This window comes from Herpetosiphonaceae bacterium, from assembly GCA_036374795.1.
GTDB lineage: Bacteria > Chloroflexota > Chloroflexia > Chloroflexales > Kallotenuaceae > LB3-1.
Map to the genome: position 1 here is coordinate 1 of DASUTC010000199.1, position 23564 is coordinate 23564.

Consider the following 23564-nt stretch of genomic DNA (forward strand, 5'->3'; position numbering starts at 1 on the left):
GACGGCTCATCCTCGATCTTTTCGCGTAGTCGACGCACGCACACGTCGACCAGATTCGTCTCGCCGACGTACTCATAGCCCCACACCTCACGGAAGAGCGTCTCGCGGTCGAAAACCTGTCCCACGTTCGCGGCCAGGAAGTAGAGCAGCTCGAACTCCATCGGCGTGAGCGTGACCGGGCGGTGATTCAGCTCGACGTAGTGCCGGGGCTTGTCGATATGCAGACCGGCGACATCCAAGACCGGCGGCGCGAGACGCTCGTGCTGGCCCTCGACGCGGCGCAGAATCGCCTCGACTCGCGCCAGCAGCTCTGCGATCTTAAAGGGCTTGGTAATGTAATCGTCCGCGCCGAGCTCGAAGCCATGCACCACATCGTCGATGCCGTCGCGTGAGGTCAGAATCACGATCGGCACATCCGAGGTTTCGCGGATGCGCTGGCAGGCCTCGAAGCCGTCGACATAGGGCATCATCACATCGAGGATCACCAGATCGAAGCGGCCTTGCTTGAAGCTCGTAATCGCCTGAAGGCCATTCGCCGCCGCAACCACCTCATAGCGTGGGTCGCGCAGGGCAGCCTGCACCAACTGCGCGATCGAAGGATCGTCGTCGGCGACGAGAATCCGGCGCTGTTGTTTAGGATCGTTGGTTGGACGGGTTTTACGTAGTAGGCGCATAAGCTTCGAGAGCCAGCAGCGCCGCCGAAGCCAGCCAGCGGCCCGGCAGGCACAGCTCGCGGCTAGACCGCTTCGTCAAGGATTCGCCGAATACCATCGGATCGCGGCACGAGGATCGGATGGCCCCGGCCACGCACGACCTCGCCGTTGATGATACAGCGGGCAACATTATCGCGCGACGGCAGCTCGTACATCACATCCAGCAGCAGCGTCTCGACGATCGAGCGCAGCGCCCGCGCGCCGGTGCCGACTTGCAACGCCTTATCGGCGATGGCCTCAAGCGCATCCGGCGTCACTTCCAGATCGACGCGATCGAGCGACAGCATCTTCTGATACTGCTTGATCACTGCGTTGCGCGGCTCCGTCAAAATCCGCAGCAGCGCGGAGCTATCCAGCGCGTCCAGCGACACCATCACCGGCAAGCGCCCGATAAACTCTGGGATCAGCCCGTAGCGCAGCAGATCATCCGGCGTCGTCTGGGCCAGCAGCTTGGAGATCTCGCGCTCGCGAACCTCTTTCGCCTCCTTGCCCTGCCCAAATCCAAGCCGTCGATTGGCTCCGACCCGCTTGGCGACAAAGCGGTCCAGGCCCTCGAATGCGCCGCCGCAAATGAACAGCACGTTCTTGGTATCGAAGGGAATATACTCTTGCTGAGGATGCTTGCGACCCGGCACCGGCGGCACGTGCGCGATGCAGCCTTCCATGATCTTCAGCAGCGCCTGCTGCACGCCCTCGCCCGAAACATCGCGGGTGATCGACGGATTATCGGCCTTGCGTGTAATCTTATCGATCTCGTCGAGATAGATAATACCAAGCTGCGCCCGCTCGACGTTCCCATCGGCGGCCTGAATCAGCCGCAGCAGGATCGTCTCGACATCCTCGCCGACATAGCCCGCCTCGGTCAGCGCGGTCGCATCGGCGATAGCGAAGGGCACATCTAAAATCTTCGCTAACGTCTCGGCCAGCAGCGTCTTGCCGCAGCCGGTGGGGCCGAGCAGCAAAATGTTCGACTTTTGCAGCTCAACGCCGTCGACCTCGATACCGGCCTGTACGCGCTTGTAATGGTTATAGACGGCAACCGACAGCACCTTTTTCGCGCGCTCCTGGCCGATCACATACTGATCGAGCTGCTCACGAATCCGCGCGGGCGCTGGCACACGGCCTAGCTTGACGGGGCTGGGAGCCGGTTTGGCTGCCCGCTCTTCGGCGATAATCTGCGTACAGAGCGCAACGCATTCGTCACAGATGAAAACACCGCCAGGACCGGCGATCAGCCGCTGGACCTCGTCCTGGCCGCGCGTACAGAATGAGCAGACATAGGCCGGTTGGCCGCTCCGGGTTCGCGCCATTGAAACTTCCTCAACGTGGAGCGTAAAGTAAAAACAAAGGGCCAGCGCGGGGGCGCGGCGTGCCACCCCCCCGTGCGATTGCCTCTACAGCGACGGACTGTTTTCTGTGGTTTGCGGTACTCCCGCGCCGACCTCCAGCACCTCGTCGATGATGCCGTACTCCTTGGCCTGATGCGGGTCCATGTACAAGTCGCGATCGAAATCGCGCGAGATCCGATCCAGCGGCTGGCCGGTATCCTTGGCGAGCAACTCGCGGATCGTGGTCTGCAAACGCAGCAGCTCGCGCGCCTGGATCTCGACGTCGGGCGCGTAGCCGCCAATCCGTCCGATGCCAGCCGGATGCATATGGACCGTCGAGTGCGGCAGCGAGAAGCGCTTGCCTTTCGCGCCACCGGCCAGAATCGGCGTCGCCATCGAGCCAGCCATACCGACGCAATAGGTCGCGACATCGCAGCTAATCATCTGCATGGTATCGTAGATCGCCAGACCCGCCGTGATCGAGCCGCCAGGGCTGTTGATGTAGAGACTGATGTCCCGATCGGGATCGTCGCTCGCCAGGAATAGAAGCTGCGCGACAATCACGTTCGCAATCTGATCTTCGATCGGCGTGCCCAGCAGGATGATGCGCTCCTTCAGCAGGCGCGAGTAGATGTCGTACACACGCTCGCCTCGGCTGGTGTTTTCCACAACGTAGGGAACCACCGCTTGTGGTGATTTCCAGTCCATATTGCCCCTCCTTTAGGATGATGACCGGGAAGAAGTAACAGATGTACTTCTTCCCTGATCATACCATCTTAAGCCTCGCTCGAACGGCTTGGTCCGGCGTCAGGACCGGACTCATCAGATGTGTCGCGCTGGCCGTAGTCAGCGACGGTGGCCTGCTCCACCGAGCTCGTACCCTCGATCTCGTCCGCCGACGGGCCGGGATCTGCAAAGACGCTGCCGCGCTCGGCGCCGCCAGTTGCCAGATCGCTCTCGACCGTGGGCGCGGGCGTCTCCGGTGTCTCCGTCGGGCCTGCGCCTTCAGTCGCTCGCGGCTGCTGGCCGGTCGCGATCTCAACGATGCGGTCGCGGAGCTTACGATCGAGCGCCGACGACGCGATCATCTGGCGCATGTTCGGCTCGTTGAGCAGCTTGGCAACCTCGTCGCGCCGATCAGGGCCAAATTCTTCCAGGAAGCGCTGCGTCTCGGCGGCAAGCTCCGCATCGTTGAGCGTCAGCGCCTCGCGCTTGAGAAACTCGCGCACGATCAGGGAGCGACGCACATCAGGCTCGGCCTGAGACACGAACTGAGCGACCGCCTCATCGTGGGTTTTGTTGCTCAGCTTGAGGAACTGCTCCTCATCGATGCCGTAGCGCTGGAACTCAGCGACCTGCTGGTGGAACAGCTCCTCCGCCCGGTCCACAACCATCGCTTCGGGGATCTCGAACGACGTTTCTTCCGAGAGTCGGCTCAAGAATCCGTCGATCACCTCGCGGCGAGCCTTCTCCTCGGCGGCGCGCTCCAGCCGCTCGCGCGCATTGGCACGTAGCGCTTCAAAATCACCCTCGAACTCGGCGAGCGTCGGCAGCTCGTCCCACTCTGGCAGCAGCCGCTCCTGAACGTTCTTGACACTCATTGTATAGGTGACTTCGCGCCCGCGCAGCGCCTCTTCTTCCTCGTCCTCGCCGTAGCGCATCGTGACGATGCGAGTCTCGCCGGGCACAGCGCCGATCAGCGTCTCGTAGATTTCGGGCCGAATCCGCCCTTCGACGAGCGCGAGCTGCTGCTCCTGGCCTTCTTCCTCGTCGTCGTCATCGTCGTCATCGTCGTCATCGTCGTCATCGTCGTCATCGTCGTCGCTGGCGTCGATGTCGATGTCTTCTTCGAGTTCGACGGTCGTATCAAACTCCTCGTCGTCGTCATCATCGTCATCGTCGTCATCATCGTCGTCATCGTCGTCCTGCGAGATGATGACTGTCACCATATCGCCGGGCTGAGCGGGACGCGGCTCTTCCAGCTCCTTGAGCACGACATGCTGCTCACGCTGCGCGTCGAGCAATTTCTGGACCGTCTCATCGCTGACTTCTTCCGGCGCGTACGGCATCTGATAGCCGCTGTAATCAACCAGCTCGATCGTCGGCTCGACAGGCACCGTCACCCGATAGCGGAACGGCTGCTGCTCGACTTTTTCGAGCGTAGGCCGCCCAACGGGCACGATCTGCTCTTGCTTGAGCGCTTCGGGAAACGTTTTCTGGATCAGGTCATCGGTCGCCTCTTCGAGCAGCCGCTCACGACCAAAGTAGTTTTCAACGATCTGGCGCGGGGCCTTGCCTGGGCGAAAGCCAGGAATACGATACTGCTGCGACAGCTTGCGGGCGGCCTTTTCCAGGCCCTTCTGCACCTGCTGCGGCTCTAGCTCAATATCCAGCGCGATCAAACTTTTGGGTAAATGCTCAGTTGTAACTTTCACAGCCTCAACTTACTCCTAACCATAGTTGTACGATATGCGCATGCTGGCGGCATTATAACATACGCATTTGAGACTTCTATCGCAGCATTGCAATTCCATTAAATGCTAAACGCTTGCTAGACTGGTAGCAAGCGTTCTCTGGTGGGGACGGAGAGACTCGAACTCTCACGTCTTGCGACACTAGATCCTAAGTCTAGCGCGTCTGCCAATTTCGCCACGTCCCCGTACGGCTTGCAGTATATCAAAAGCCGCCCGCCCGCGCAACCTCCAGGAGTCCAAAGCTCAACGTTTCGAGGCTCCAGCGCCTGGTTCTCGGTTCGTGGTTCTGCGTCAGGCCCTCACCCCGGCTCGCGGCGCACTAGCTCACTGACCATGTCGAGCCGTGTGCCGTTTTGGTGATCTCGATCTGCGTCGGGAACATATCTTTAAGCTCCTGAATATGCGTGATCACCAGAATGCAATCGAAGTCGTCGGCGATAGCGTTGATCGCCTCCACCACTCGATCGCGGCCTTTGCCGTCCTGCGTTCCAAATCCCTCATCGATGATCAGCGTCTTGAGATTCGCGCCTGCGCGCCGCGCGAGCAGCTTCGACAGGGCGATGCGAATCGCAAAATTTACGCGGAAGGCCTCGCCGCCGCTGTACATCTGGTAATCGCGCGTGCCAAGGCTATCCGAGATCCGAATGTCAAGCGTCTCGATCGTACTATCGCCCTTTTTGGTATCGCGCTGCGTCTCGAACGCCAGATGAAACTGGTTATCGGTCATGCGGCTCAGCAGCTTGTTCGCCTCCTGCTCAAGCTCAGGGATCGCCGTCTCGATCAGCATGGCCTGAACGCCTTTCTTGCCGAACGCCTGCGCCAGCTCATCGTACACGGCACGCTCATCGGCCAGCACCGAAGCGTGGGCGCGCTGCTCGACCAGCAGAAGGGCGCTCTTCTGGCATACGCGCAGCAGCTCTTCCGCGCTGCCGAGCGCCCGCTGCGCGATCTGAAGCTGAGTCTGCAACATACGGCTGTGGGTATCGGCATCGCGCAGCGCCAGCTCGATTCGCGCCTGATCGTGCAGTTGTTGGTTCAGCAGCGCGATCTGCTGGCGTTTTTCGGCCAGATCCGCCGCGACGCGCGCACACTGCTCTTCGTCGCGGCGTAGATACTCGCGGCTCCGCTCGACCGAGGCCAGCGCCCGCTCCAGATCCAGCGCCTCGCGCTCCCAGCGCTTCAGCTCGTCGACTTCGCTGCGCAGCACGGCGTGCGCTTCTTTGCTGTAGCCGAGCGCCTGCCCCTCGGCGCGGACGGCCTCACGGGCGCGGCGCTCCTCCTCGCCATACGCCTCATGCTCCAGCTGGTCGCAGATCGACTCGTGGCGTGCGAGCACGGCGGGACGCTGCGCCTCCGCCTCGGCAATCGCCGCAAGCTCGGCGTCCAGCAGGGCGACCTGCTGTTGAATCTGGCTAGCCTCCGCGATCTGGCGCTCGGTCGTCGCAACCTCGGCGCGAAGCTGCGCGAGCTGCCGTTTGATCGTCGTCAGGTCGCCCAGCAGCGCAAGCTGCGCTTCGAGATTGTCTAGCTCGCGCTGCTCGGCCTGGGCATACGCGCGCTGCTCCAACTGCACCTCGACGGTGCGCAGCGTCTCGCGCACATCGGCCAGCTTTGCCCGCGCCTCGGTGGCCTGGGCCTGCTGCAATTCCAGCTTGGCGCGGCGCGCCTCGGCCTGGGAGCGGAGAGCAAGAAACTGCTCCAACTGCTCAATCGCCGCGCGCTGCTCCGCGACCAGCGCATCGTTCTCGCGTGTCTCACGCCGCAGATCAACGATCTGCTGACGCAGAGCATCCCGGCGCTCGTGGTATTGCTCGACGATCCGCACCAGACCGGCATTGCCGAGCGCGCTGTCACAGACCGGGCAGGTGCCCTCGCCCTGCTCGATCAGCTGCAGCTTATTGCCGATCTCTTTGCCCTCTGCCTCGACCGCCTTGTAGTCCGACTGAAGCTCACCCTGGCGCTGAAGCGCCGCCGCCAGATCGTCGCGACGAGTGACTAGCTCATCCTCACGGGCTTGAAACGCCGCCAGCTCACTGCGCACCTCACGCAGCGCTCGATCGAGATCGGGCAAGGCAGCGGCCTGCTCGCTAAGCTCGGCCTCGCGGCGCTGCTGCTCCTGCTGCACCCCAATCAGCGAGTCGCGCTGCACGTTGACAATGCCTTGCAGCTCCTTCGCCCGCACCTGAAGCTCAAGCAGCATCGCCTGCTGCTCGATCAGGCGGCTTTCGTCGGCTTTCAACTGCGCGAGCGTGGCTTGCAGCGCGCTCAGCTCGACAAGCTGCCTGGTCAAGCCCTCGCGATCGGCGAGCGCCGTCGAGCGTCGCGCTAGCTGCGCATCCAGCCGCGCTAGCTGCTCCTGGGCGCTGCGCTGCTCCAGCTCAAGCTGATGGCGCAGCGCGTCGAGCTGGCGCTGCCACTGGTTGAACTCTTCCTTGAGCCGATAGGCCTCTTCACGACGACGATCCATCTCTTCCAGTGCCGCCTGCGCCGCGTGCAGATGCTCGCAGCCCTGCTCGATCGCGTCGCGCCGCGCGATCACCGCCTCGAATACGGCGATCTCGTTCTGCAAGCGGGCAATCCCGCCGTATAGCTCGCGCTGCGCCTGCTCGCCCTGAGCGAGCGACTGAGCCAGCGCGTCGCGCCGCGCGCTGGCCTCGCGCAGGCGCGACGCCTGCTCGCGTAGCTCCTGCGTACCGGCCTCGTGATCGTGAAGCTCCTCCTGGATCGCCGCCACGCGCTCCTGCGCCTCGTCGCGCTGCTGCTCAAGCACCGGCTGCTGCTCGGCCTCCGCTTGCAGCCGCATGATATGGCTTTGGACCAGATCCAGATCTTTGGTGCGCTCGTTGATGGCATCCTTGGCCCGTCGCTCCAGCTCCTCGTACTCCGACAGGCCCAGAATATCGGCCAGCACCTGCTTGCGCTCGGCGGGCTTGCGTCCGGTGAACTCGTCGGCGCGGCCCTGGATCAGAAACGCCGAGTTGATAAAGGTATCGTACTCGATGCGCAGCACGCGGTTGATCGCGGCCTGCGTCTCGGCGATCGTATCGCCCGACAGCCTGCGCCAGGTAGTATCGCGCTCGCGGATCTGAAAATCAAGCGTCGTCGAGCCTGCCCGCTTGCCGCGCTTCCGCCGCCGAATCACCCGATAGATCTGGTTGTCGAGCAAGAACTCAAGCGCCACCTCCATCTCCTCGCGCCCCAGCGTAATCAGATCGTCGTCGCTCTTGGCGCGTGCCTTGCCCCACAGCGACCAAGTCAGCGCGTCGAGCAGAGCCGACTTTCCCGCGCCGTTCTGGCCGGAGAGACAGGCGACATGCAGCCCGGCAAATTGCAGCGGCGGAACATCCTCGCCGTAGCACATAAAATTGCGCAACTGGAGCTTTTCGGGAATCATCGGCGTTCCTTAGCGACATACAGCGGTATCAGTAGAACAGGCTTGCGAAGAGCATTATAACAAATTCGCCCGACTCGTCCCGCGCTACGCTCCAGATAAAAAACCAGGGATCGTCTTGCGCGACCCCTGGCTCTGGTTTTGAGTTACGAGTTCAACGTTCTGAGCTTTGCGTTGCGGCCCTCACCCCAATCGCCGCCTAGAGGGCACCAGCTTGGGCCTGGCACCCGCCCTGCGCTCGGTTCTACGCCACCGGCGCGCCGGTCTTATGCGCCACATCGGCCTCCGCCGCCTGGTTCGGCAGCAGCTCATTGACCTCGCGCGCGCGCCAGCAGGCGGCAAAGTGCCCGCCGCCGTAATCGACAAACGGCGGATCTTCGACGCGGCACTTGTCGATCGCGATCGGGCAGCGCGTATGGAAGCGGCAGCCTGGCGGCGGATTGATCGGGCTGGGCACGTCGCCCTGCAAAATAATGCGCTGGCGTTTCTTCTCGATCACCGGATCGGGGATCGGCACTGCCGACAGAAGCGCCTGGGTGTACGGATGGAGCGGCTGGCGATACAGCTCGACGCTATCGGCCAGCTCGACGATCCGGCCCAGGTACATCACCGCCACGCGGTCGCTGATGTGCTTCACTACGCTCAGGCCGTGCGCGATGAACAGGTAGGTCAGTCCGAGCTGATCTTGCAGGTCTTCCAGCAGGTTGATCACCTGCGCCTGGATCGACACGTCGAGCGCCGACACCGGCTCGTCGCAGACCACGAAATCGGGCTCGACCGCGAGCGCGCGGGCAATGCCGATGCGCTGACGCTGGCCGCCGGAGAACTCGTGCGGGTAGCGGTTGACGAAATAGGGATTGAGGCCAACCAGTTGCAGCAGCTCCTGGACCCGATCGCGGACCGCTTTGGAGCCCTTGCGCAGGCCATGCACTCGGATCGGCTCGCCGACGATGTCGCCGACCGTCATGCGCGGATTCAACGAGGCGTACGGATCTTGGAAGATCATCTGCACATCGCGCCGGGTGCGGCGCATCTCGTTGCTGTTGAGCTTCGTCAGGTCACGACCGTTGAAAATCACTTCGCCTGCGGTGGGCTTGTACAGTTGCAGAATTGCGCGACCGGCGGTAGACTTGCCGCAGCCGGACTCGCCCACCAAGCCCAGCGTCTCGCCGCGCTTGATCGTCATACTGATACCGTCAACCGCTTTGACGGCTCCAACCTGACGCTGGAAAACGATGCCGCGCGTGATCGGGAAGTACATTTTCAGGTCACGCACGTCGAGCAGCGTGTCGCCATTCTGTTGCGCGTTGCTCATCCACTCTATCCTTCTAGCAGTTGATCAGAGGTGGGGACGCATCGAAAAAAGATCGTCGCCTATTCTAGCACGGATCGTCGCCGTCACTACGCAGCATCCGCATACGGTGCAGCACGACGCGCAATGCCGCAGACGTTAGGTTGCTTCTTCAACCGTCTGGCGTCGAACCTGGGCCGCGCCCTCGCCGTTTTGCCCGCCGAGCCAGGGAGCGTGAATATCGAACAGGCAGGCAGCCCGCTGATTGGCGGCGACCGGACGCAGCGGCGGCACCTGCTGGTAGCAGGCATCCTGCACATAGTCGCAGCGCGGCGAGAACGGACAGACCGGCGGCAGGTTGATCAGGTCCGGCGGCAGGCCACGGATCGGATCGAGCTTATGGCCGCGCTGCTCATCCAGGCGCGGAATCGACTGAAGCAGGCCGATCGTGTAGGGCATGCGCGGATCGGCAAAGATCTGCTCGGTCGGGCCTTCCTCGATCAGCCGCCCGGCGTACATCACATTGACCCGGTCGGCCATGCCCGCGACCACGCCCAGGTCGTGCGTGATGATGATCACCGCCATGCCCAGCTCTTCTTGCAGCTTGCCGATCAGCTCCAGAATCTGCGCCTGGATCGTCACATCCAGCGCGGTCGTCGGCTCGTCGGCGATCAGCAGTTGCGGATTGCACGAGAGCGCCATCGCGATCATCACGCGCTGGCGCATACCGCCCGAAAACTGGTGCGGATAATCGTCAAGGCGCTTCTCCGGCGACGGAATACCGACCATCGCCAGCAACTCGGCGGCGCGATTGCGCGCCTCCTTGCCGGTCATCTTCATGTGCAGCTCCAGCGACTCGGTGATCTGGCGGCCAATCGTCAGCACCGGATTGAGCGAGGTCATTGGGTCCTGAAAGATCATCGCGATATCTTTACCGCGAATGTGCCGCATCTCATCCTCAGAGTACTTGAGCAGATCGTCGCCGTCGAACAAGATCTGCCCACCCGCGATCTTGCCGGGCGGGGTTGGGATCAGCCGCATGATCGACAGCGATGTCACCGACTTGCCCGACCCGGACTCGCCGACGATCCCCAGCGTCTCGCCCTTATCGACGTAGAACGATACGCCGTCCACCGCCTTTACAACGCCGTCTTGCGTGTAGAAGTGCGTGCGCAGGTCTTTTACTTCCAAAAGAGGTGGCATACAAACTCCAAAACAGTAGAAGCCAGCAACACTATTGCGCTATGCCCAATGCGCAGAGCTATTGATTTTGGCGTGGATCGAGCGCATCGCGCAGGCCATCACCCAGGAAGGTAAACGCCAGGGTAATCGACGCAATCGCAATCGCAGGGGCGATCATCAGCCACGGCTGCGCCAGAATCGCGCCCTTGCCGTCGAGGATCATGTTGCCCCAGCTAACCGGGAACATCGCACCCGCTTTGGTGGCTGGACGCAGCCCGATGCCCAGATACGAGAGCACGGCCTCGGTGATGATCGCGCCGGGGACGATAAACGCGCCCGCGACGATGATCGGGCCGAGCGAGTTCGGCAGCAGGTGCCGCAGCAGAATATTGTGGTTGCGCACGCCGATCGCCCGCGCCGACTCGACGAATTCCTTCTCCTTGAGCGACAGAATCTGCCCGCGCACCAGCCGCGACACGCCGACCCACTCGATGAACGAGAGCGCCATGAACAAGATCAAAAAGCCGTTCCAGACTTTACCAATCCCCGTATCTTTGAGCGCTGCCATAACAATGATAAAGAACAGCAGCGAAGGAAAGGAGAAGACAATATCGGCGATCCGCATCAAGAGCGTATCGACCCAGCCTCCGGTGTAGCCCGCGATCAGGCCGATCGTCGTGCCGATCAGCAGCGTCAGCGCCATCGGAATAAAGCCGACGACCAGCGAGGTGCGCGTGCCGTAGATCAGACGGCTGAGCACATCGCGTCCAATCGCATCGGTGCCCAGCGGATGATCCCAGGTGCCGCTCGTTCGGGGCTGATCGGTCTGAATCCAGGCTGCCTGTCGGTAGGAGTTGCCGGGAAAGATTTTGAGCGGCGAGTGCGGAGCAAGCAGCGGCGCTGCCACCGCGACCCCCCCCAGCAACAAAATATAGATAATCCCTGCGACCGCCGCTTTGTTGCGCAGCAAGCGCCGCCGTGCATCACTCCACAGGCTACGAGGCGCTCGTGCTAAGAGCGTACGATCTTCCTGTCCCATCGCAGTTCGAGAAGCTGTTGTTGCCATAGTTCTACCTCAACCACGAATTGCGAATGACGCAACGTGTACGCTACGCGCTCTACGGGCCATTCGAGATCCAATGCGGGTTATGATCCTATCAATAATCCTGCCTTCAAAACGGCTCTACTGGTTACGAATACGCGGATCGAGAAAGCCATAGCTCAGGTCAACCAAAAGATTCGCCAGCACTGTCAACGTGGCAAAGATCAGCGTCGTGCCCATGATCATCGAGTAATCGCGGCTGCTGATCGACTCGACGAAGTAGCCGCCGATGCCGGGAATGCTAAAGATGCCTTCGGTAATCACCGATCCGGTGATCAGGCCCACCAGCGCGGGGCCGAGCAACGTCACCACCGGGATCAGCGCGTTGCGCAGCATGTGCCGAACGATCACGGCATTCTCGGCCAGGCCCTTGGCCCGCGCCGTACGAATATAATCCTGCCGCTTGACTTCAAGCATCGTCGTGCGCGTAATGCGCGTGATGAACGACATGGTCAGCATACCGAGCACCAGCCCCGGCGCGATGTACGACTTCATCGAGTTCCAGTCGTTGCCGACGATGTTAATCCACTTGAGCGTGGTGCCGAAGATGATGATCACCAGCAGGCCGGTGATAAACGTCGGCAGCGACACGCCGACCGTGGCAAAGAAGAGGCTGATATAGTCGATGATCGTGTTTTGCCGGAGCGCCGCGATCACGCCCAGCGGCACGCCGACGATCACCGCGAACGCCAGCGCAAACAGGCCCAGCCGTATCGAGTAGGGCCACTGCGCGCGCAGAATATCCTGAACATCCTTGCCGCGCTGGCGGTAGGACGGCCCCAGATCGCCCTGGATAGCGTTGATCATATAGTTGCCAAACTGGCTATCGACAAACGCGCGACCAAGGCTCAGCGGGTTTCGCACGCCCTGATCCCAGAGCGCATTCACGGCTCCGGTATTGATATACTGCGGCTTATCCAGGCCGAAGCGGGAGTTGAGCGCTCTCAGCGTCGCCGGATCAACGTTCTTGTCTTCCCGGTCGAACGGGCCGCCGGGCGCCTGGTGCATCAAGAAAAATGTGACCAGCGCAACAAAAAAGAGCACCGGGATCATCCAAAGAAGACGACGAATAATAAAACGGATCATCTCGATCTTCCTCGTGCATCGACCGGGCTCGCGAACCTCATTCGACGAACCCGGTCGCTACATCTAGACGCTGACGATCCTCACCTGCAAGATGAGAGTCTCCAGCGCCGCCCAACCATGCGTTATCGCTCGATCGTCACGTTGATCAGGCCAGTCTCCTGACCAGGGAACGCCGAGTCCTGCGGCGTGAAGTCAAGGCCCTTGACGTACGGTTTGACCAGATAGGTGTTCTTGTTGTTGCTCAACATCACCTCGCCCTGGTCTTCGATCACGATCTCCTGGGCCTGTGCGTACAGATCGAAGCGCTTCGTCTCATCCGTCTCAACGTCGGCCTGGTCGAGCAGCGCGTCGAGCTTCTCGTTCTTGTAGCCGATGTTGCGCGCGAAGTTGCTGCGCGAGTGCCAGTACACGCTCAGCCAGTTCTGCGGATCGGGATAGTCCGCGCACCAGCCGCCGCGATAGAGCATCTGCGGATAGGTCGAAACGTCCTTGCGCAGGTTGGTCAGTGTTGTGTTCTCAACCGGCTCCGGCACGAGCGTCACGCCCAGGTTGGTCTGAAGCATCTGGATGACGTACTCGACGCGCGGCTGAGTCGCCGGGTTGTTGCTGGGGTAGCTGACCTTAACTTCGGGGAAGCCCTGGCCTTCGGGGAAGCCAGCCTCCGCCAGCATGGCCTTCGCCTTCTCGACATCGAAGCCGAAGCGAGTCTCGCCTTCCTTGTGCCCAGGGTATCCCGGCGGAATCCAGGTCAGGGTCTGCACTTCCGTATCCTGGAGCGCGTCGCGGATAAAGGTTTCGCGGTCGAAGGCATAGGCGAATGCCTGGCGCACCTTCGGATCATCGAACGGTGCCTTCGTCAGGTTGAACGCGAGCACGAACGTACAAGAGCCGGCATACTCCTGGAACTCCTTGCTCAGCACCGGGTCGCTGCGCAGCGAAGGCGCGTCGTTCGGATCGGGCTCCATCATGTCGATCTCGCCGTTCTTGTACGCTTGCAGCGCCACGGCCAGGTCGTCGATGAAGCGGATCTGAACGCCATCGAGCTTCGGACGGCCCTGCCAGTAGTTCTCGTTGGCCTCGTACTCGATCAGGTTATCGCCGCGCTCGATCTTTGTCACCTTGAACGGGCCGTTGCCGATATGGTTGGCGGCGGTTTCGTACCACTGCGCGCCGCCCTGCTTGACCAGATCATCCTTCGCCGGGTACATCACCCACAGGCTCATCAGCGTGTGGAAGTACGGCGTCGGCTGGGTCAGCTTGAAGGTGATAGTCTGCTCGTCCACGGCCTGTACGCCCAGGGCCTCGAACTTGGCCGGGAGCGAGTCGGTGCCGGTCGGTACTTCGGTGGCGATAATATCCTCAGCGCCCTCGATCATCGCGATCGAGGTCTGATAGTCGCCTGGCAGGTTCGGATCGAGCGTGCGGTACACGGCGTTGACGAAGTCCTGCGCGGTCAGCGGCGAGCCGTCGCTATACTTGAGGCCGGAGCGCAGGGTAAAGGTAATCAGCGTCGCGTCGTCGTTGTACTCCCACTTCTCTGCCGCCGCCGGAACCGTCTCCAGATCTTTGCTCAGACCGGTCAGGCCCTCATACATCAGGCTCAGGTTGGCAATCTCCTGCGAGAAAGAGGCCTTCTGCGGATCGAGCGTGTCGGGCCAGGTTGTCAGGCCGATGCGCAGAACATTGTCACCAGCTCCACCGGCAGGCGATGCTGAGGGGGAGGCAGCCGGCGACTCTGCGGGCGACGCGGCTGGCGATTCTGAGGGGGAGGCAGCGGGCGATGGAGATGCGGCGGGCGATGCCGATGCGGCAGGCGATGCCGATGCTGCCGGGCTTGGGCTAGCGCCCGTACCAGCGGTGCCGCCGCACGCAGCGAGAATTGGCAGGATCAATGCTACGAGCAGTAGCAAGGTGTATGTTTTCTTCCAGCCTAGCAGATTCATGAATACTCTGCTCCTTCATACGATGGGTGTTGGACACATCACAGCGAACAAACCGTCATTTGTGCTGCTGATACACTCACAAATGACCGAGCGATTTAGCCTCCTTTCCGTCTCGCAAGGCGAGACATAAGCTGGTAGCACACATGAGTCATGCGATTGGCGCGGTCAGGGTTGACCATGCCCGCAGAAGCAGCGCTGAGCGACGCACCTCAGATCCTTGAAGAGACATGTGCGCGATCAGCGCTTGTAGTTGGTGGTAGGCTACGATGCGCTGCGCAAGGCGGTTCCAGCGCTCAGAGGCAATCGAATCACTTGAGTCGGATACGGATGTACGACGCAAAAGAAAGCCTAAGTCATCGTAGGGGGTGGGGGCATCTTGTACAACTGCCCGGTTATTAGCTGGTCGCAATCGTCTCATACACCAACTCAACTCATTCGGGCCGCAATACGCTATGATTGGGGCACGATAGTAGCATGGGCCGTAGTGACTGTCAAATACAGCCGTTGCTCCAGCCCATAGCCTAGATACTGAGTTTCACCTGCTGGCTCATGCCGGGCACGCATGTGCTCCGTGCAATGCTTCCAGTGCCGCGATCGCGCTGCGCGCATTCGCCACCGGGTCGGCATCGACCCATATGCCGTGCTGCTGGTCGTCGACGCTTGCCGCCAGCCAGCGCCTGACGATCTGTGGCGCAAGCCCTGCCACGTCGGGCGGCGACGAAAGACCCGCGCGCGATCCGCGCAGCCGCCGCCGGTACGTCTGCCCGGTCAGCTGGCTTTCGAGCAACTGCCGCTGATAGCCTACCGGCGGCACCGTCGGCGCGACATGCGTCTGATATCCGCTATCCCAGGCAGGAGCAGCCAGCGACAGCCAGCAGCGCTCAGCCTGGGCAGGCCATTCACCGGCGGCCACCAGGATAAACAGATTGGCCGGCAGCGAATGTCCACAGCGATCGTTGGCGCGGAGCGTCGCCGCAACCTCGCGCTCGACCCAGCGCAACGTGATCGTCGGATCGCCGGGCGTATCGATCAAAATAAACCAGGCCTTGCCCTGCTCAACCGGCTCAAGCACCGTGCTGACGAAGTCGCCCAGACGAATAGCCGCAAAGCGCTGTGCCACCTCGTCGCCGCCGATTGGGCCGTGCAAATGTAATGTCTGATCGGTGCCGGGACCGACGATCGTTGTCACCAGCGCCTCGAAGAGCGCCATGGTTCGATCGCGCGCCGGGCCGCAGACACAGACACGGACATGTAACTTCAGACCAACATAGATCGCCTTGACCAGATCGGTTGAGCGACAGCCGATGTCGCTTCCGGCGGCGAGCAGCCGCTCGACGAGTTGCCGCTCGCTGGGTGGCGTCAGTGCCACCTTGCCCAAACGCGCAAGCAACAGCGACGTGCTCAGCGCGTGGGTTCCTTTACCTATCAATGAAGTTACTCCTACGAAATGCTCCAACGTTGCTGTACGACGGCCATGCTACGGTGTAGAGGTATATCGCTAGCGTCTCAAGCCAACAACGTCACATCGCCTTTGATGTTAACGTAGCATCCGATACACCTATCACCACCTGCAACACAATCCGGTTCAATCAATCTGCCGATGCGGATCATGTATTGAGGCACGGCTAGAGGTGTAGCCAGCCGTCCATTGATAGCGCTGTTTGCTTAGCAGGTGGTATGCCACAAGCCTCATGCCGCATCGCGAGTTGAGGGCTCGTAGTTCAACGTTTCGAGTTCGGATCTGCCCGTTTGTTCTCTGCTCTTCTGTTTGGTTCGTGGTTCTCTGCTGTTCGTTTGCCCCGCCGATTCGTGCAAGATAGTGATTGGCATTCTACGGGAGGCGCGGTACAATATGATACACATGTCAAGATTCATCGATCTGGAGGGCTGAGCACACTATGCCGACCTACGTGTATGGCTGTGATGCGTGCGGGCATCAATTCGAGCAGTTTCAAAAGTTCTCTGACGAGCCAATCCGCACTTGTCCACGCTGTGCCAAGAATGTTCGTCGGATTTTCCAGCCAGCAGGGATCGTGTTTAAAGGATCGGGCTGGCATATCACAGACTATAAACGATCCGGGTCCGGCGGTAGTGCCGGCAACGGCGAGAGCACAGCCGTTACGAACGGCGAGAAGACGACTGAGAGCAAGACGACCGAGAGCAAAAGCAATACGGCATCCGCCCCTGCCAGCGATGCGGCTTAATCGGTCTAAACTGGTGTTGTGAGCCTGTGGATTGGATTGTTGATAACCCAAGCTTAATCGCAGCCTCCCGGAGCAAGCAGCGGCGGAGTTTTAGCTGCACGTGTCGTTCGGGGTGTCGTATGTGCGGCACCCCGTTTCTGCGTTAAGCGCAGCGCCGTGTCAGTGTCGCCGGTTCTGCCCTATTGGGAGGCTTCTGTATGTCCATCACATCTGCATATTCGATATTACGCGAAGACGTGCGCGCGATTCTGCGCAACGATCCTGCGGCGCACAGCCTCTTCGAGGTGGTGCTCTCTCCGGGCCTGCAAGCGATCATCGTGTATCGGCTGGCGCACCGTCTCTGGCGGCGCGGCGTGCCGTTTCTGCCACGCCTGCTGTCACAGATCGCGCGGTTTCTTACCGGCATCGAGATCCATCCGGGCGCGACGATCGGGCGGGGCTTTTTCATCGATCACGGCATGGGCGTGGTGATCGGCGAGACGACCGAGATCGGCGATTATGTCACGCTGTATCAGGGCGTGACGCTGGGCGGCACCGGCAAGCAGCGCGGCAAGCGCCATCCAACGCTCGGCAACCATGTCGTCGTGGGCGTGGGCGCGTCGGTGCTGGGCGCGATCACGATCAGCGATGGTGCCCGTGTGGGCGGCGGCGCGGTCGTCGTCAAAGATGTGCCGTCGCACGCGACAGCCGTCGGCGTGCCCGCGCGGATCGTCGCCACCCGCGACCCGGAGACTGGAGCGACGCGCCGGGTTGAGCAGCTACCCGATCCTGAGGGGATCATGCTCAAATCGCTTCACGACAAAATTTTGGAGCTGGAAGGCCGGATCGTGGAGCTGGAAGGCGAGCTCGAAGGGCACCATGCTCATCACCGCGAATTCCACGACATGCCCGAATCATTGTTTGCCACGCTCAACGGCAACGGCGACGATTACGATGGTGGGCCGGGCTGGGGCATATAAACGAACAAACGAACAAGGGAACAAAGGAACAAAGGATTGGGGGAGAATGCCCCCAAACACTCCCTTCTCGGCTGTAGAATCGCATGAACGTTTTCCTGAACAGGTCCCTTGATTCTGCGCTAACAAGAGGATGATATGCCGATTCAAGTCTATAACACGCTCACGGGCACGCTCGAACCGTTTGAAACCCTGGAGCCGAACCGGGTCAAGATGTATGTCTGCGGCCCGACGGTCTATGATAAAGCGCATATCGGACACGCAATGTCGGCGCTGGTCTTCGATATTATCCGGCGCTACCTTGAATATCGCGGCTACGAGGTCGTGCATGTGCAGAATTTTACCGACGTCGACGACAAAATCATCAACCGCGCCAACGCCGAGCGGCGCGATCCGATCGCGCTGGCTCAGGAGTATATCGACGAGTGGCATCGGCACGTGCCCGACCTGAATCTGCTGCCCGCGACCGCCTATCCCCGCGCCACGACGACGATGAGCGAGATTATCACGCTGATCGGCACGCTGATCGAGCGCGGCCATGCTTACGCGGCAGGCGGCGATGTCTACTTCCGCGTGCGTACCGACGAGGAGTACGGCAAGCTGTCGCACCGCAGCGTCGACGCGATGCGTTCGGGAGCGCGGATCGCGCCCGACGAGCGCAAGGACGATCCGCTTGACTTTGCGCTCTGGAAGGCGGTCAAGCCCGGCGAGCCCGCCTGGGATAGCCCGTGGGGTCCGGGCCGTCCTGGCTGGCATATCGAGTGCTCGGCGATGATCTTGAAAGAGCTGGGGCCGAGCATCGACATTCACGGCGGCGGCAACGATCTGATCTTCCCGCATCACGAGAACGAGATCGCGCAGAGCGAGTGCGCGACAGAGCAGGTCTTCGCGCGCTACTGGGTTCACAACGGTATGCTGCAAATGCGCTCGGCGAGCGGCGAGATGGAGAAGATGTCGAAGTCGCTTGGCAATCTGGTGACGATCGACGATTTTCTGGCCGAGCATCCCGCCGATGTACTGCGGCTGATGGTGCTGGCGTCGCCGTATCGCGCGCCGCTGATGTACGACGCCGGAGTAGTCGCCGAGAACGAGCGCAAGCTGGAGCGGCTGATGAGCGCGCTGCGGCCCGCGACCGGAGCCGCCTCCGACGGCCCTGCGGTGACAGCGCTCGAAGCTGCCATTGACGAGGCGCAGCGCAACTTTGAAGCGGCGATGGACAACGATTTCAACGGCGCGGGCGCAACTGCGGCGCTCTTCGAGATGGTCCGTGCGATCAACACCGCGCGCGATGGGGGTATTGGCGGTGTGCCCTTCGAGCAGGCGCAGGCTACCTTCCGCAAGCTGGCCGGAGCGCTGGGCTTGCAGCTTGAGGCGCAGGCGCGCGGCGACGAAGAGGCCGGGCCGTTCATCGAGCTGCTGATCAAGACTCGCGCCGATCTGCGCAAAGCCAAGCAGTACGCGCTGGCCGATCAGGTGCGTAACGAGCTAGCCGCGCTTGGCGTGATCCTTGAAGACTCGCCACAAGGCACCACCTGGCGCTGGGGGCGGTAGAGAACAAAGAACAACGAACCGGGCGCCATGCGGGTGCCATTAGGGCATGGCACCCGGCGCACAAAGAACAAATGGACAACTCTGAACTTGGAACTCGAAACTTGGAACTTGGAACGAAAGCATGAGCTGGCTTGAGCTAAGTGTCGAAATCGAACAAGAGGCGATCGAATCGGTGACGGAGCTGTTCGCGCAGGTGGGCTATAACCGGGGCGTGGCGATCGATCAGCCGTTTATCGGCTCGCCGGACGGCCCCGAATACACGATCGATACGTCGCGGCCCGTGGTAGTGCGCACCTACATTCCGCTTGACGAGCACGCCGAGGATGCGCGCGCCAAGCTTGAGCAAGGACTGTGGGCGCTGGGCATGATGCGTCCGGTCGGCGAGCTACTGGTCAGGCGGCTGGAAGAGGAAGACTGGGCGAACGCCTGGAAGGCGCACTATCCGATCCGGCGCATCGGCGAGCGCTTTGTGATCGTGCCGTCGTGGCTGGAATACACCGCACAGCCCGGCGATCTGGTGCTCAACCTCGATCCGGGCATGGCCTTCGGCACGGGGCTGCACCCGACGACGCAGCTTTGCTTGCAGTTGCTTGAACGCTACGTCCGGCCAGACGCGCGCACGCTGGATCTCGGCTGCGGATCGGGCATTCTGGCGATTGCGGCAGCCAGAGCGGGCGCGCAGCCCGTGCTGGCGATCGACAATGATCCGATCGCCGTGCAGGCGACCCATGAGAACGTGCAGCGCAACTCCGTCGAGGCGCTCGTCACTACCGTCGAGGGTAGCCTGGGGCCGGGAGCGGAGCTAGGGCACTGGCTCGGCAGCGATTGGGCCGTTAAGCAGCGCAGCGCGCCCAGCCGCGCAGCGGGGCCGGTGGCCTTCGAGCCAGACGCGGAGTTCGACCTGATCGTCGCGAATATTCTGGCGAACGTGCATGTGCTGCTCGCGCCGCATCTCTACCGAGCCTTGAAGCCGGGCGGTCTGCTGGTGACATCGGGGATTATCGCCGATCGCGAGGCGGATGTGACGGAAGCGTTCACCGCCGCAGGTCTGCAAGCGGTCGAGCGGCTGCAAGAAGGCGATTGGGTGGCGCTGGTCCACCGGCGGAGCTAGCCGAAGAACCGAGCGCAGCGCAGGCGGGGCGGGTGCCCTCTGAGCCTGGGTGGCCCCACTATTTTGCCCCTCCTGCCGTATACGAACAAAAGAACAAGGGAAAACCTCGAAACTTGAAGCTTTGAGCGCAGAGGTCAACAGTCGTCATGGCAAAGCGCCGTCAACATCACGCCGAGCCGCGTCGTCGGCAGCAGGCCGAGAGCAACACCTACCGTTTTTTTGTCTCGCCCGACGTGCTGCACGGACGTACCGCACAGATCGAGGAGCCGTCGCTGACGCACCAGCTCAGCAACGTGCTGCGACTGAACGCGGGCGATCGGATCACCCTGCTGGACAACAGCGGCTGGGAATACGTGGTCGCGCTGGAGCATGTAAGCCGCGACAGCGTTGGCGGCGCGATCGAGCGCAAAACACTGGCCGAAACCGAGCCGCAGCTTAAGCTCGCGCTGTACGTAGCGCTGCTGCGCGGCGAGCGCTTCGAGTGGGTGCTGCAAAAAGGCACCGAGCTAGGCGTGAGCGCGTTCGTGCCGGTGGTCTGCCAGCGCAGCGTGATCGACGATATTGCCGACATTGGCGCGGCCAAGCTGGAGCGCTGGGAGCGAATCGTGCGCGAGGCCGCCGAGCAATCCCGCCGTGCCAAGCTACCCAAGCTACTGCCCGCGATGCTCTTCGATACCGCCTGCGATCATGCCGCCCGGCGCTCGCGGGCGTTTCTCCTGTGGGAAGGCAGCGGCGCGCACAGCCTGCGGTCGCTGTTGCAGCAGGGCGAGCCTGGGCCGTGGGCCAACGAAACGCCCTTCTCGATCGCGCTGCTGAGCGGCCCTGAGGGCGGCTTTACCGAGAGCGAGCTGGCGACGGCAGTGATGTACCGGCTGAGCCTGGCCTCGCTGGGGCCGCGCACGCTACGCGCCGAAACCGCGCCGATCGCCGCCGCCGCCGCGATGCTGTTTAGCTGCGGCGATCTGGACTGACCGAGAACCGAGAACCAAGAACAAAGGGAAACTTGGAACTTGAAACTTGAAACTCGAAATTTGAAACGCATCGCATACACGCAACGACAACGGGATTAAGGGCTTGCTCGGTATAATACGCTGGCAAACCCTCGATCCTGTAGTTTTTTAGGAGTAGGGCATGGTACGAACATCTCGCGCGGTTCTCGTCGGAGCGCTTGTATCGAGTTTTATCGCGCTGCTCGCCTTCATCGGCGGTGTTACTGTGGCGCTCCGATGGGGTAGTAGCTTGCCGCTGGTCGCAGCCGCAGGATCGGCCAGCACGGCACAGGGCACCACCCCAGCCGAGGTCAAGGACGACTTTCGGGTATTCTGGGAAGTCTGGAGCCTGGTTGATAGCAAGTTCTATCACACCGAGCCGCTCGACTACGGTAAAATGACCTACGGCGCGATCGAAGGGATGCTGAAATCGCTCGAAGACGACTATACCTTCTTCGAGGAGCCACGCGCTACGGAGCAGACGCGCGAGCGGATGTCGGGCGAGGTCGAGGGCATCGGGGCGTATCTCGAATTCAGGGACAACAAGCTGCTGATCCTCTCGCCGATCGAGGAGTCGCCCGCCGAAAAAGCCGGGCTGCTGGCTGGCGATCAGATCATCAAGGTTGACGACCGCGATATGGCACCGATCGTCGAAGGGCTTTCCTCAACCGAGGCCGCCCGTAAAGCCGCGACCTTCATCCGAGGGCCGAAAGGCACGACCGTCAAGCTGACGATCGTCCGCGCCGCGACCAACGAAACACTTGAGGTGTCGATCGTACGCGATGCCGTGCCGCTGATCAGCGTCCGCTCGTATCTGCTCGACGGCAATATCGCCTATGTGCAGGTCAGCGAGTTCAAAGAGACGACGACCGGCGAGCTTGATAAGGTGCTGAACAAGGCTCTGGCGCAAAAACCGGCGGGCCTGATCCTGGATCTGCGCAACAATCCCGGCGGCTTGCTCGAAAGTGCCCGTGAGATGCTCGGACGCTTCGTGCCCGACGGCATGGCGCTCAAAGAAGAGTTCAGCGACGGCAAAACGTCGGAGATGGAGATTATTCGCAATAGCGGCGCAGCCGACGCGCTGGATATTCCAATGGTCGTGCTGGTCAACAGCGGCTCGGCCAGCGCCTCCGAGATCGTCGCGGGCGCGCTGCGCGACCACCAGCGGGCCACGCTGCTGGGCGAAAAGACCTTCGGCAAAGGCTCGGTCCAGTCGATCGAGCCGCTGAGCGACGGCTCATCCGCGCGCATAACGATCGCTCACTGGCTAACGCCCAACGGCACCGAGATTCACAAAAAGGGCATCGAGCCCGATCATTACGTGCCCTTCTTGCAGGACGATCAATATCTGATCACCTTCCCGCCGGGCCGCCCGACCGATCCCGAATCGGTCAAGGACTCGCAGCTCTGGTGGGCGCTGAAGGTGCTGGATTCCCAGGAGCGGCCATCGTTCCCGCTGCCCACGCCTACGCCAGGGGCGGATGCGACGGCTGCCCCGGCTGAGACGGCACAGCCGGAGGCAACCTCAGCACCCTAAAGCGTATCGCGACCAAACGTGTCGAAGCTCATTCCGATATGGAATGAGCTTCGGCGTTAATACCGGTCTTTATCGGAATGAGCTTCGGCGTTAATACCGGTCTTTTGTCGATCGCAGATCGGCCATGCATGGATCACAGCCCGCGCGCCAGCGCCAGGGCATGGACCTCGCGCGCTCCGGCGGCGTGAAGCGCCTGGGCCGCCGCCTCGACCGTCGCGCCGGTCGTCAGCACATCGTCGAGCAGCAGGATACGACGGGGCGGCGGCGTCTTCGATTGCCAGCCGAAGGCATCGCGCACGTTCTCGCGGCGCTCGACCCGGTTCAGATCGGCCTGCTGCGAGGTGCGGCGCACGCGCGCAAGCTGATCCGAGCAGAGCATCAGACCGGAGCGCTGCGCCAGCCGGTGGGCCAGCAGCGCCGCCTGGTTATAGCCGCGCATCCGCAGGCGATCGGGGTGCAGCGGCACCGGCACGATCGCATCTACGGCGATCGGATGCCGCGCGAGGTAGTCGTGAAGCATATCGCCGAGCGGCACGGCCATGCGCTGGCTGCGGTTATACTTGAGCTTATGGATAGCTTCGCGGAGCGCGCCCTCGAAGACGTACGCGCCAGCGGTCGAAAGCAGAAACGGGCTACCCAGCCGCCGGTGCTGCTCACGATTGTCCGCGTCGGGAACGAAGCGGCAGGTCGCGCGGCACGCGGCGCA

The 23564-nt window shown here is 61.9% G+C and carries 18 protein-coding genes and 1 tRNA gene; 6 read left to right on the forward strand and 13 right to left on the reverse strand.

Going from position 1 to position 23564, the window contains the following annotated elements:
* From VFZ66_14830 to VFZ66_14885, 12 genes are all read right to left on the reverse strand, one after another.
* Window positions 1–674: response regulator transcription factor (locus VFZ66_14830; protein HEX6290461.1), on the reverse strand; the 674-nt coding region annotated here is incomplete at its 3' end.
* 62 nt (window positions 675–736) lie between these two features.
* A complete protein-coding gene (clpX, locus tag VFZ66_14835; protein ID HEX6290462.1) occupies window positions 737–2023 on the reverse strand; it encodes an ATP-dependent Clp protease ATP-binding subunit ClpX in 1287 nt (428 codons plus the stop codon).
* An 84-nt stretch (window positions 2024–2107) separates the two neighbouring features.
* Complete coding sequence (locus tag VFZ66_14840) at window positions 2108–2749, reverse strand: ATP-dependent Clp protease proteolytic subunit (protein HEX6290463.1); 642 nt, start codon at window positions 2747–2749, stop codon at window positions 2108–2110.
* A 68-nt stretch (window positions 2750–2817) separates the two neighbouring features.
* Window positions 2818–4476 carry a trigger factor gene (locus VFZ66_14845; protein HEX6290464.1) on the reverse strand — a complete coding sequence of 553 codons (1659 nt, stop codon included), beginning with the start codon at window positions 4474–4476 and terminating at the stop codon, window positions 2818–2820.
* A 139-nt stretch (window positions 4477–4615) separates the two neighbouring features.
* Window positions 4616–4700 (reverse strand) — tRNA-Leu (locus VFZ66_14850).
* Between the two features lie 134 nt (window positions 4701–4834).
* The gene (locus VFZ66_14855) at window positions 4835–7909 is read right to left on the reverse strand and encodes an SMC family ATPase (GenBank protein HEX6290465.1); all 3075 of its coding nucleotides are present in this window, start codon (window positions 7907–7909) and stop codon (window positions 4835–4837) included.
* Window positions 7910–8150: 241 nt separating this feature from the next.
* Window positions 8151–9221 (reverse strand): dipeptide ABC transporter ATP-binding protein, encoded by a 1071-nt coding sequence (locus VFZ66_14860; protein ID HEX6290466.1) that lies wholly within the window; start codon window positions 9219–9221, stop codon window positions 8151–8153.
* 135 nt (window positions 9222–9356) lie between these two features.
* Complete coding sequence (locus tag VFZ66_14865; protein ID HEX6290467.1) at window positions 9357–10400, reverse strand: ABC transporter ATP-binding protein; 1044 nt, start codon at window positions 10398–10400, stop codon at window positions 9357–9359.
* A gap of 58 nt (window positions 10401–10458) precedes the next feature.
* Window positions 10459–11445, reverse strand: a complete 987-nt coding sequence (locus VFZ66_14870) for an ABC transporter permease (GenBank protein ID HEX6290468.1) — start codon at window positions 11443–11445, stop codon at window positions 10459–10461.
* Window positions 11446–11562: 117 nt separating this feature from the next.
* A complete protein-coding gene (locus tag VFZ66_14875) occupies window positions 11563–12567 on the reverse strand; it encodes an ABC transporter permease (protein HEX6290469.1) in 1005 nt (334 codons plus the stop codon).
* Window positions 12568–12689: 122 nt separating this feature from the next.
* Entirely contained in the window at window positions 12690–14510 is a 1821-nt protein-coding gene (locus tag VFZ66_14880) for a peptide ABC transporter substrate-binding protein (protein HEX6290470.1), read from the reverse strand.
* A gap of 547 nt (window positions 14511–15057) precedes the next feature.
* On the reverse strand, window positions 15058–15939 hold the full coding sequence (locus tag VFZ66_14885; GenBank protein ID HEX6290471.1) for a hypothetical protein: 882 nt from the start codon (window positions 15937–15939) through the stop codon (window positions 15058–15060).
* Between the two features lie 469 nt (window positions 15940–16408).
* On the opposite strand from VFZ66_14885, the gene VFZ66_14890 reads away from it, so the two are divergent.
* From VFZ66_14890 to VFZ66_14915, 6 genes are all read left to right on the forward strand, one after another.
* Window positions 16409–16714, forward strand: a complete 306-nt coding sequence (locus VFZ66_14890; protein ID HEX6290472.1) for an FmdB family zinc ribbon protein — start codon at window positions 16409–16411, stop codon at window positions 16712–16714.
* A gap of 197 nt (window positions 16715–16911) precedes the next feature.
* On the forward strand, window positions 16912–17673 hold the full coding sequence (gene epsC, locus VFZ66_14895) for a serine O-acetyltransferase EpsC (protein ID HEX6290473.1): 762 nt from the start codon (window positions 16912–16914) through the stop codon (window positions 17671–17673).
* 135 nt (window positions 17674–17808) lie between these two features.
* Window positions 17809–19221 (forward strand): cysteine--tRNA ligase, encoded by a 1413-nt coding sequence (gene cysS / locus VFZ66_14900; protein ID HEX6290474.1) that lies wholly within the window; start codon window positions 17809–17811, stop codon window positions 19219–19221.
* Window positions 19222–19342: 121 nt separating this feature from the next.
* Window positions 19343–20332 (forward strand): 50S ribosomal protein L11 methyltransferase, encoded by a 990-nt coding sequence (locus tag VFZ66_14905; protein ID HEX6290475.1) that lies wholly within the window; start codon window positions 19343–19345, stop codon window positions 20330–20332.
* A 146-nt stretch (window positions 20333–20478) separates the two neighbouring features.
* Window positions 20479–21303 (forward strand): RsmE family RNA methyltransferase, encoded by an 825-nt coding sequence (locus VFZ66_14910; protein ID HEX6290476.1) that lies wholly within the window; start codon window positions 20479–20481, stop codon window positions 21301–21303.
* A gap of 160 nt (window positions 21304–21463) precedes the next feature.
* Entirely contained in the window at window positions 21464–22858 is a 1395-nt protein-coding gene (locus VFZ66_14915; protein ID HEX6290477.1) for a S41 family peptidase, read from the forward strand.
* 133 nt (window positions 22859–22991) lie between these two features.
* Here VFZ66_14915 and VFZ66_14920 read toward each other — a convergent pair.
* Window positions 22992–23564, reverse strand: a 573-nt coding sequence (locus tag VFZ66_14920) for a phosphoribosyltransferase family protein (GenBank protein ID HEX6290478.1), incomplete at its 5' end; no start/stop codon positions are given.

Coding starts and splice junctions, on each gene's coding strand:
- clpX (HEX6290462.1), bottom strand. CDS start 2,023: ATGGCGCGAACCCGGAGCGGCCAACCGGCCTATGTCTGCTCATTCTGT.
- VFZ66_14840 (HEX6290463.1), bottom strand. CDS start 2,749: ATGGACTGGAAATCACCACAAGCGGTGGTTCCCTACGTTGTGGAAAAC.
- VFZ66_14855 (HEX6290465.1), bottom strand. CDS start 7,909: ATGATTCCCGAAAAGCTCCAGTTGCGCAATTTTATGTGCTACGGCGAG.
- VFZ66_14860 (HEX6290466.1), bottom strand. CDS start 9,221: ATGAGCAACGCGCAACAGAATGGCGACACGCTGCTCGACGTGCGTGAC.
- VFZ66_14865 (HEX6290467.1), bottom strand. CDS start 10,400: ATGCCACCTCTTTTGGAAGTAAAAGACCTGCGCACGCACTTCTACACG.
- VFZ66_14870 (HEX6290468.1), bottom strand. CDS start 11,445: ATGGCAACAACAGCTTCTCGAACTGCGATGGGACAGGAAGATCGTACG.
- VFZ66_14875 (HEX6290469.1), bottom strand. CDS start 12,567: ATGATCCGTTTTATTATTCGTCGTCTTCTTTGGATGATCCCGGTGCTC.
- VFZ66_14880 (HEX6290470.1), bottom strand. CDS start 14,510: ATGAATCTGCTAGGCTGGAAGAAAACATACACCTTGCTACTGCTCGTA.
- VFZ66_14890 (HEX6290472.1), top strand. CDS start 16,409: ATGCCGACCTACGTGTATGGCTGTGATGCGTGCGGGCATCAATTCGAG.
- epsC (HEX6290473.1), top strand. CDS start 16,912: ATGTCCATCACATCTGCATATTCGATATTACGCGAAGACGTGCGCGCG.
- cysS (HEX6290474.1), top strand. CDS start 17,809: ATGCCGATTCAAGTCTATAACACGCTCACGGGCACGCTCGAACCGTTT.
- VFZ66_14905 (HEX6290475.1), top strand. CDS start 19,343: ATGAGCTGGCTTGAGCTAAGTGTCGAAATCGAACAAGAGGCGATCGAA.
- VFZ66_14910 (HEX6290476.1), top strand. CDS start 20,479: ATGGCAAAGCGCCGTCAACATCACGCCGAGCCGCGTCGTCGGCAGCAG.
- VFZ66_14915 (HEX6290477.1), top strand. CDS start 21,464: ATGGTACGAACATCTCGCGCGGTTCTCGTCGGAGCGCTTGTATCGAGT.